Below are 9,680 nucleotides of genomic sequence, written 5' to 3'. Positions count from 1 at the left end.
TACTCAGGAACAGGTATGAAAACACTATACTTATATCGGTTAACTCGTGGTTCATTATATTTACCAATAAAATTACGTCAAAATCCTACGCTAGGTAATTTTTTTTATCACAGGTCTCAGGATGACGTTTATAAAAATAAAATGCAAGATTTCCTTAAAAATCATAAGTTTCCCATTCTCCTAATCTTAACAGGAATTGCATTTTATTGGTCTTTCGCTTACGATCTAAACCGTGCTGATTTTATAAAACTAATCAGTCTTTATACCGGTTTGTTTTTTATCAGTTTTAAGCTTATTCAATTAGAAAAGAATAATTTCTGGTTGTTAGCCGGAATCGCAGTTTTATTCCGACTCGTTTTTATTGCAGCCACCCCAAACCTTTCGCAAGATTTCTATCGCTTTATCTGGGACGGACAGTTAATTCTGGACGGAATAAATCCTTATTTATCGGTCCCCAACGACTCCCAGCCTGCTTCGGGGCATAAAGATATTTTAATACAGGGAATGGGCAGTTTAAGTGCCGGAAATTACACTAGCTACCCGCCGGTTAATCAGTTGTTATTTACTATTTCTGCATTTTTAGGAGGAAAAAGTATTTTGGGTTCTGTGATCGCGATGCGATGCTTTATTATTTTAGCCGATCTAGGAATTCTTTATTTTGGTAGAAAATTATTGCTAAAATTAAACCTGCCACCTTACCCGATTTTCTGGTTTATCTTGAATCCTTTTATCATTATAGAACTCACCGGAAACCTTCATTTTGAAGGCGTGATGCTTTTTTCCCTGATCTGGTCTGTTTATTTATTACATCAAAGAAAGTGGATTTGGAGCGCGGTTTTACTGGGGATTTCTGTTTCATTAAAACTATTGCCATTATTGTTCTTACCCCTTTTATGGAATTATTTTTCAAGGAAAAGAAAGATTGAAAGTCAAGATAATAATACGGTGGCTGAAAGTCAGGCTCAACCAGGGCCAAAGTTGGGTTTCAAAAAATTACTGCTCTATTATTCAATAGTAGGAGTAACAGTTTTAGTAAGTTTTCTTCCCTTTATTTCTTCAGAATTCATCTCTAATTTTTCGTTCAGTATCGCGCTTTGGTTTCAGAAATTTGAGTTTAACGCAAGTGTTTATTATATAATCAGATGGATTGGATTTCAACTGAAAGGCTACAACATCATTGCAACTGCAGGGAAGATCTTGCCGCTAATTGTGATCCTGATTCTTGCCGGGTTAGCTTTTTTTAGAAAAAATAATTCCATTGAAAAATTACTAACTACCATGCTTTTGGGAGTTTCAGTCTACTTTTTTCTATCAACTACAGTACATCCCTGGTATATTGCCACACCACTTTTACTTTCGGTTTTTACAAAATACAGGTTTGCCCTTGTTTGGTCATTTTTAGTGATGCTAAGTTATTCGGCTTATGCTAGTGCTGAATTTCAGGAGAATTACTGGCTTACTGCAGCCGAATATATTATTGTAATAGGAATTTTTATGCTTGAAATATTTCAACCAAACCTACTTTCCAGACTTCCGTATTACAAATAAAAAGCTGTTCAATAATACATTAATTGTAGTATCGAACAGCTTCAATCTCTAATAATTCTTTGTTAATTACATATCCAGCAAATAAGCGAAAATTAAGGGTGCGACAATGGTTGCGTCGCTTTCTATAATATGTTTGGGAGTGTTTATATCTAATTTTCCCCAGGTGATTTTTTCGTTAGGTACAGCTCCAGAATAAGAACCATAACTGGTTGTAGAATCTGAGATTTGGCAGAAATAGCTCCAAAAAGGAGTGTCAGTTCTTTCCATATCCTGATATAACATTGGTACTACACAGATAGGAAAATCACCGGCTATTCCTCCACCAATCTGGAAGAAACCAATTCCTTCTTTAGAATTATTGGTGTACCACTCTGCAAGGAAAGTCATATATTCAATCCCGGACTTCATTGTACTTGCTTTTAATTCGCCTTTAAGCACGTAGGAAGCGAAAATATTCCCAAGGGTACTATCTTCCCATCCTGGAACAACCATTGGTAAATTCTTTTCGGCTGCGGCATACATCCAGGAATCTTTGAGATCTATTTCGTAATGCTCTTCCAAAACCCCGGAAAGTAATAATTTGTAAAGAAATTCATGAGGGAAATAGCGTTCGCCATTGGCTTCGGCATCTTTCCAAATTTTTACAATATGCTTCTGAATTCTTCTAAAAGCTTCTTCTTCGGGAATACAGGTATCTGTCACCCGGTTAAGACCTTTTTCTAATAAATCCCATTCATCCTGAGCGGTCAAATCGCGGTAATGCGGAACTCTTTTATAATGGGAATGAGCCACCAAATTCATTACATCTTCTTCGAGGTTTGCGCCGGTACAGGAAACAATATGAACTTTGTCTTTACGAATCATTTCCGCAAAGATTTTGCCGAGCTCTGCAGTACTCATTGCACCGGCTAAGGAAACCAACATCTTTGAGCCTCCTTCAAGTTGCTTTTCGTAACTTTTTGCAGCATCTACTAGTGCTGCGGAATTAAAATGTAAATAATATTTTTCTATAAATTGGGAAATCGCACCTTTACTCATCTTCGTCTTCTTCGTTATAATTTTGGTATTTAAATTTGTAGCTCAACATCTTATAATAAAGCTTAGCCGCAAGAAAATCTGATGATTTTTCGTTTTTATTCGGGCAAAGTTCTACAATGTCAAATCCTACAACATTTTTCTTCTTGAACATCATTTTTAGGAATTCCAGCGTTTCGTACCAGAAAAGTCCGCCCGGTTCCGGGGTTCCTGTAGATGGTAAAATTGAAGGATCAAACGCATCTAAATCTATGGTAATAAAAACATTTGGCGTCATTTGTCCAATAGCATCCTCCTGCCAGTCTTCATAAAGATCGTGGGCAAAATAAACCTGGTTTTCGTCCATATGTTCAACTTCAGAAACATCCATAGAACGAATCCCAACCTGCACTAAATTAGCTTTCTTACTGGCCTCGTGAACTGCACAAGCGTGGTTACAACTTGAACCTTCATACTCAGGTCTAAGATCGGCATGCGCATCTAATTGCACTATGGTAAGATCTTCAAAACTCTCATTAAACGCCCGAATAGTACCTATGGACACAGAATGTTCTCCCCCGAAAATAGTAACAAACTTCTCCTGTTTTATGTAGTTTTTTACGGTTTTATAAACGGTATCTACCATTTTCTCTGGCGAAGAATCTTCGGTTACTGGCGGTGCTAGATAAATTCCTTTTTTATAAACTTCAGATTTTGTTTCAATATCATAAAGTTCCATATTCTCTGAAGCCTCAAGAAAAGCTTCTGGTCCTTTATCTGCCCCTTTTTGCCAGCTACTTGTTCCGTCGTAAGGAACCGGGATTAATACCACTTTCGCGTCATCAATACGCGAATATTTATCAGGTATTCCGGCGTAATTCTTTTTATTCATTGTAATGCTAAATTGGTTGTTGTTGGTTATATAAATTTATAAAAAATTAATTGTTTTCCTTGTAACCCAGTATTTTAAGCATATCATCGGCATTTTGTTCAGGGCTAAACAAACTGGTTTCTATATTTCCATCTGTATCTTTATCTATAAGAATGTGTTTTGGCTGCGGAATTAAACAGTGATGCAAACCACCGTGACCTCCAATAGTTTCCTGGTACGCCCCCGTGTTAAAAAACCCAATATAAAGCGGTTTATCTTTTTTATACTTCGGTAGGTAAATGGCATTCACGTTCTGCTCTGAATTATAATAATCGTCACTATCACAGGTTAAACCACCAAGTAAAACGCGTTCATATTCATCGTTCCAACGGTTTACCGGAAGCATAACAAATTTCTTACTTATGGCCCAGGTATCTGGCAAAGTGGTAATAAATGAAGAATTAATCATATTCCACTTTTCACGATCGTTTTGTTGTTTTTGGTATAAAATCTCATAGATCGCACCGCCGCTTTCTCCTACGGTAAAACTTCCAAATTCAGTGAAAATATTAGGAACATCAACTTCGGCTTCCTCACAATAAAGCTTAATCTGGTTTATAATCTCGTCTACCATATAGGCATAATCATACTCAAAATGCAACGAGTTTTTCACCGGAAATCCTCCGCCAATATTCAAGCTATCCAATTCAGGACAAACTTTCTTTAAATTCACATAAACGCGTAAACATTTCTGTAATTCGTTCCAGTAATAAGCAGTATCACGAATTCCTGTATTGATAAAGAAATGCAGCATTTTAAGGCTAACCTGGTCGTTTTCCTTTATCTGCTTATTATAAAAAGGCACAATGTTCTTGTAGCCTATACCTAACCTTGAGGTATAGAATTCAAATTTTGGTTCTTCTTCTGAAGCAATCCTTATTCCGATAGGAAATTTCCCTTCAATTTTTTCAGTTAAAAGATCAATTTCCTCGTAATTATCTATAATCGGAATGCAATTCTTATGGCCATTATTCAATAAACGTGAAATATTTTCTACGTACTGGTCTCGCTTAAAACCATTACAAAGCACAAAAGTATCGTCGGTTATTTTTCCAGATTTCTTTAATTCTTCCACAATATTTATATCGAAAGCCGAGGAGGTTTCAATATGAATATCATTTTTTAATGCTTCATTTAAAACATGCTGAAAATGAGAACTTTTAGTACAATAGCAGTAATTATAGCTCCCTTTGTAATCGTGTTTTGCCATGGCATCTGCAAACCACTTTTTTGCCCTTCCTATATTGTCTGAAATTTTAGGCAGATAAGTAAATTTTAACGGAGAGCCATATTGCTTAACAAGCTCCATTAAATCTATGTCATGAAATTTTAATTCGGTGCCTTCCAGAGTGAACTCTTCCTGGGGAAAATAATAGGTCTGGTTTATTAAATCGCTGTATTTAGTCTTCAAATGATTGGTTTATATATTAAAGGTAAAAATTTAGGCATTAATTTTTCGCACCAAAAGAAATGACTGGTAAATTAATGTTAAGAAAATGATTGGAAATAACTGATTTGAAGCCTGAAAGGGTCTCAAAATATAGAATGTTCGGATGCGGTGAGTACCGCCCGTTGTTTAGATTATAAACTCCTGTCAATTATTTGTGTGCATTAAATATTCGAAATAGAAAACCGGAGAAGGAAAATCCTAATCCGGTTCAAAAATATTAAAAAACTTGATACGGAATCACTTTTTTTAAAGCATTCCTAAATTTATAACTTCCTGATCTGTAAGCCTTCTAAATCGGCCTCTTGGTAGGTCTTTCTTGGTAAGTCCGCCAAAAACTACACGATCCAGCTTTTCTATTTCATAACCCTGACTTTTAAAAAGTCGTTGAATTATATGATTTTTTGTACTATTGGTTTCTATACCAACTTCGTTCTTAGGTCTATCGGCAATAAAGCTAATATCCTGAATGTTTACCTTCCCATCTTCCAGGATCACCCCGTTTCTAATTTTCTCTAAATGCTCTACAGAAATTGGCTTGGTTAGATTAACCTGGTAAATTTGTCTGATTCCGTTTCTGGGTTTCCCAAGTCTTTTGGCCAGAGTTCCATCATTGGTAAAAACTAAAAGTCCCATTGCCTGGGTATCTAATTTTCCTACAGGATCAAGTTTTGCTTTGGTAGCTTTTGCCATAATATCCATTACGGTTTTCCCTCCTTTTTCGGTGCTTCCCGTTACGTAAACTCCTTTTGGTTTATTTAGGATAAAATATTCTGGCTTTTCGGGATTCACCCTTCTTCCGTCGAATTTCACCTCATCGGTTGGAGCTACTTTATAACCCATTTCGGTTACAACCTTTCCATTAACGGTTACATTTCCGGCAGAAATAAAGATATCGGCATCACGACGGGAACAAATCCCTGCGTTGGCAATATATTTATTTAAACGAATTCCATCGGTTTTGGAAGGGGTTTTAGGAGCCGACTGCTGCTGTTTTATAGGCGCATTGCCGCGGGATGAAGACTTTTTGGTTGAACCACCACCCTGTCTTCCGCTAACTTTTCCACCTTTAGATTTATCGTTTCTACTCATGTCGCTAATTTTTTGCAAAGGTACTCTATTGATTTATAGTGGCATTCTATTTAATTGAAAGATTTTATGCAACTCATTATTGAAAATTAATGATTAATAATCAACCCTGTCTCCCTTAGCTTCCCATTTTTGAAAAACCGGAAGTCCTTCTTCGCGCATTAGATTTTCAAAAGGAATTTTACGATCGCCCATCTTCAATGCTATTTCATCATAAATAAACTGATCGTCGAAACCAATTTTAGCGGCATCTTCTCTCGTGAGGGCATAATATACTTTCTCGGGACGAGCCCAGTAAATGGCGCCTAAACACATTGGGCAGGGCTCGCAGGAAGTATACAAAATACAATCCTCAAGTTGAAAATCCTGCAATTTTTTACAGGCTTTTCTAATCGCGACAACTTCAGCGTGAGCTGTTGGGTCGTTGCTCGCAGTTACTATGTTATTGGCTTCAGCTATAATTTCGCCATCTTTAACAATTACAGCACCAAAGGGACCGCCCTGACCCTTATCCATTCCTTCTTCTGCTAATTGAATAGCTCTTTTCAGAAAATAGCTATGATCTTTTTCCATATTAATTTTTGAATAATGTGATTAAAATACCCGGTTGAGCACTTCTTTAATATCAATTAATAAGATACTGAAAACGCCAACCACAATAATTAGTTTTAAAATATTATGAAGCAATAAATATTGCCATTTTGCCTTGCTGAAATAGAGAAATAACAAGAAGAATAATAGTAGCAGCAGGGAAATATAGAAATAGTAATTCATATAACCCGTATCATACCGCGTGATTAAAAGCAAAATAGGAACAATTGCCAAAATACATAAGACTGAAAGAAAAAGCTTACTAAGCCGCTCTCCATAAACAACCGGTATGGTTTGATAATTTTGAATTAAATCACCCCTCATGTTTTCCAAGTCCTTCACTAATTCACGCATCACAATCATTAAATAAAGAAATGTAGCGTGAATAAAAATTACCGTTTCAAAATTTTTATAATAAACAAAAACCACGAAAAACGGGGTTATAGTCAGTATTGAAGCTACGAGATTTCCGAGGAATAAAATTCGCTTTAAACGGTGAGAATACAACCAAATAGCAAAAATGTAAATTGAAAAGAAAACAACCGCTCTAAAAGAAACATAACTCGCAAAGAAAATAGCGAGTAAATTAAGGATAAAATACACCGAAAGTTTTGTACGCTGACTTACGAACCTGTCCAACATTGTCTTCTTCGGCCTGTTGATCAGGTCCTTTTCGCTGTCGTAGAAATTATTAATAATATACCCGGAAGCGATTACCGTTGCTGAAGACAGGATGAGGAAAAATAAATTATCGTCAAAAAGGATATCCCTTAATGGCAGCTCTGGCGCTAAAATAAATGCGGAAGTAAGATATTGTGCAACAATAAGCACAAGAATATTATAACCGCGAACCACTGAAAATAAACTAAACATTTTCAGCAATAAGCGCTTTTTAGAAGTAGACGCCATGTAAGGTGAGTTTAGAAGTTGTAAACCACTTCTAATTTGTAATCTTTAAGAGATTTTCTAGCTTTTTCAATGTCTTCGGTAAACCCTAAGATATAACCACCACCGCCAGAACCACAAAGTTTCAGGTAATAATCGTTGGTATCAATACCGTGTTTCCAAAGTTTATGAAATTGATCGGGAATCATTGGTTTAAAGTTGTCCAGAACTACGTGAGAAAGTCTTTTTACGTTAGTAAATAAAGATTTTACATCACCTTTTAGGAAATCATCAACACAGGCATCGGTATGTTTCACAAATTGCTCTTTAAGCATTTGTCTAAAACCTTCCTGCTTCATATTCTCCATAAAGATTCCAACCATCGGGCCGGTTTCGCCGGTGCTACCGCTGTCTAATAGAAATACAGCACCAAGACCATTTTCGGTTTGAGACGGAATTCCCGCAGGTTCAATATTATCTTTAGAATTTATAAGAATTGGAATGCTTAAATAGCTGTTAAGCGGATCTAAACCTGAAGATTTTCCGTGGAAAAAAGATTCCATTTCTCCGAAAATCTTTTTTAGTTTTAATAATTTATCACGCGTAAGGTTTTCTAAAACGGTAATCTTTCCGGTAGCATATTTATCATAAATAGCCGCAACTAAAGCACCGCTGCTTCCAACTCCATATCCCTGCGGAATGGTAGAATCGAAATACATGCCTTTTTCAATATCGGCATTTAAGGCAGCCATATCAAATTGAACCAGTTCGGGACTATTTTGCTCAAGCTCTTTTAGATAATCGGCAAAGCGTCGTAAACTTTTGTTAGAGGCAATAGCAACTTCAGAAGGATCTTCGTCTACTTTTAAAGCACCATTATAAAAATTATAAGGAATAGATAAACCTTTGGAATCTTTGATGATTCCATACTCTCCAAAGAGAAGAATTTTCGAATAAAATAAAGGTCCTTTCATAAGCTATCGAATAGTCTTTTTTTGAGTTCAAAAAAGAGCAATGTAAGTAAATCTACAATTTTTCTGCACCCTTTCCAACCTGATCGCAAATATACTGCCCTTTTTCACAATAGACAACAAGCTCATTCTTAATGAATTCTAAAACTTTTGCTTTATTTTTTTCAGGATAAAGTACGTGTACGTTTGCACCGGCATCTAAGGTAAAGCAAACCGGCGTTTTTGTTGCTTCCCTGAACTCCCATATTTTATTGATAATCTCCAGGGTATTGGGTTTAATCAGAATAAAATAAGGATTGCTACTCATCATCATCGCGTGCAGCGTGAGTGCCTCACTTTCTACAATTGCGATAAATTCTTCCAAATTACCTGAAGCAAAAACCTCCTTCAATTTATCTAAATTTGAATGTGCCTGCGCGAAACGATTTTCAGCAAAAGGATGGCCGTGCATTAAATTATGACCTACGCTGCTGCTCACCTGCTTCTGGCCTTTATCTACTAGCAAAATAGTATCCTGAAAAGTTTTAAAAACCTCATGGATTTCAAAAGGATATTTTATTCCGAAAAGATCGCTGCTTTCAGAAATATTTTCATGTTCACCCCATTCGATTAATTCACCTTCTAAACTGCGACAAGCACTCCCTGAACCCAACCGAGCCAAAAACGAAGCTTTTTTATAAAAATATTCTTCGTTGTTTACTTCATTCGAACCCAGTTCCTTTTCTAAGCTCATTACACAAAGCGCAAGGGCACTCATCCCGCTGGCAGAAGAAGCGATACCGCTACTGTGTGGAAATGAATTTTCGGTATGAATCTTAAAATTATAGTCTTTTAAAAACGGACAATACTTCTCAATACGCTCAAAAAACTGCTGAATCTTAGGCCTAAAATCTTCTTTCTTTTTTCCTTCAAAATAAAGCTCAAAATCAAAAGTTTCAGATTTCTCTGATTTCTTCAGAAACTCGAATCTTGTGGTAGTTTTGCAGTTATTCAATGTAAAACTTACCGAAGGATTTGCAGGGATTTGATTTTCCTTCTTTCCCCAATATTTAACGAGGGCGATATTACTGGGCGACTGCCAGGTCACTTCTCCTTTTTCTATTTTGTTCGAATATTGCCTTGGAATAAAATCCTTTTCGCTCATAGCAAAACTTTTAATAAATCACCCCGGAGCAAGCCAAAGGCGGTAGATTGAAAAATTTAA

At 36.2% G+C, this 9,680-nt stretch carries 9 protein-coding genes; 1 reads left to right on the top strand and 8 read right to left on the bottom strand.

Annotated features, from left to right (window positions below):
- Positions 1–15: 15 nt before the first annotated feature.
- Complete coding sequence (locus LB465_RS16750) at positions 16–1,548, top strand: glycosyltransferase 87 family protein (RefSeq protein ID WP_317198450.1); 1,533 nt, start codon at positions 16–18, stop codon at positions 1,546–1,548.
- 66 nt (positions 1,549–1,614) lie between these two features.
- Here the strand turns inward: LB465_RS16750 and LB465_RS16745 are convergent, their stop codons facing one another.
- The 8 genes from LB465_RS16745 to LB465_RS16710 form a co-directional block, all read right to left on the bottom strand.
- Positions 1,615–2,586: a deoxyhypusine synthase family protein gene (locus LB465_RS16745; RefSeq protein WP_224471071.1), complete on the bottom strand. Its 972-nt coding sequence runs from the start codon at positions 2,584–2,586 to the stop codon at positions 1,615–1,617.
- A complete protein-coding gene (gene speB, locus LB465_RS16740) occupies positions 2,579–3,454 on the bottom strand; it encodes an agmatinase (protein ID WP_224471070.1) in 876 nt (291 codons plus the stop codon). Before speB ends, LB465_RS16745 begins: the two co-directional genes overlap by 8 nt.
- A 46-nt stretch (positions 3,455–3,500) precedes the next feature.
- The gene (locus LB465_RS16735; RefSeq protein ID WP_224471069.1) at positions 3,501–4,904 is read right to left on the bottom strand and encodes an arginine decarboxylase; all 1,404 of its coding nucleotides are present in this window, start codon (positions 4,902–4,904) and stop codon (positions 3,501–3,503) included.
- Positions 4,905–5,189: 285 nt separating this feature from the next.
- Positions 5,190–6,032: a pseudouridine synthase gene (locus LB465_RS16730; RefSeq protein ID WP_224471068.1), complete on the bottom strand. Its 843-nt coding sequence runs from the start codon at positions 6,030–6,032 to the stop codon at positions 5,190–5,192.
- A 93-nt stretch (positions 6,033–6,125) separates the two neighbouring features.
- A complete protein-coding gene (locus tag LB465_RS16725; RefSeq protein WP_224471067.1) occupies positions 6,126–6,602 on the bottom strand; it encodes a nucleoside deaminase in 477 nt (158 codons plus the stop codon).
- Positions 6,603–6,623: 21 nt separating this feature from the next.
- The gene (locus tag LB465_RS16720) at positions 6,624–7,529 is read right to left on the bottom strand and encodes a geranylgeranylglycerol-phosphate geranylgeranyltransferase (RefSeq protein WP_224471066.1); all 906 of its coding nucleotides are present in this window, start codon (positions 7,527–7,529) and stop codon (positions 6,624–6,626) included.
- Between the two features lie 11 nt (positions 7,530–7,540).
- A complete protein-coding gene (locus LB465_RS16715) occupies positions 7,541–8,479 on the bottom strand; it encodes a mevalonate kinase family protein (protein ID WP_224471065.1) in 939 nt (312 codons plus the stop codon).
- A 52-nt stretch (positions 8,480–8,531) separates the two neighbouring features.
- Positions 8,532–9,620 carry a diphosphomevalonate/mevalonate 3,5-bisphosphate decarboxylase family protein gene (locus LB465_RS16710; RefSeq protein ID WP_224471064.1) on the bottom strand — a complete coding sequence of 363 codons (1,089 nt, stop codon included), beginning with the start codon at positions 9,618–9,620 and terminating at the stop codon, positions 8,532–8,534.
- Positions 9,621–9,680 lie beyond the last annotated feature (60 nt).

The organism is Salegentibacter lacus, assembly GCF_020164555.1.
Taxonomy (GTDB): Bacteria; Bacteroidota; Bacteroidia; order Flavobacteriales; family Flavobacteriaceae; genus Salegentibacter; species Salegentibacter lacus.
The sequence above is the reverse complement of the archived record's forward strand: the minus strand, read 5'-3'. Positions and strand labels throughout refer to the sequence as shown.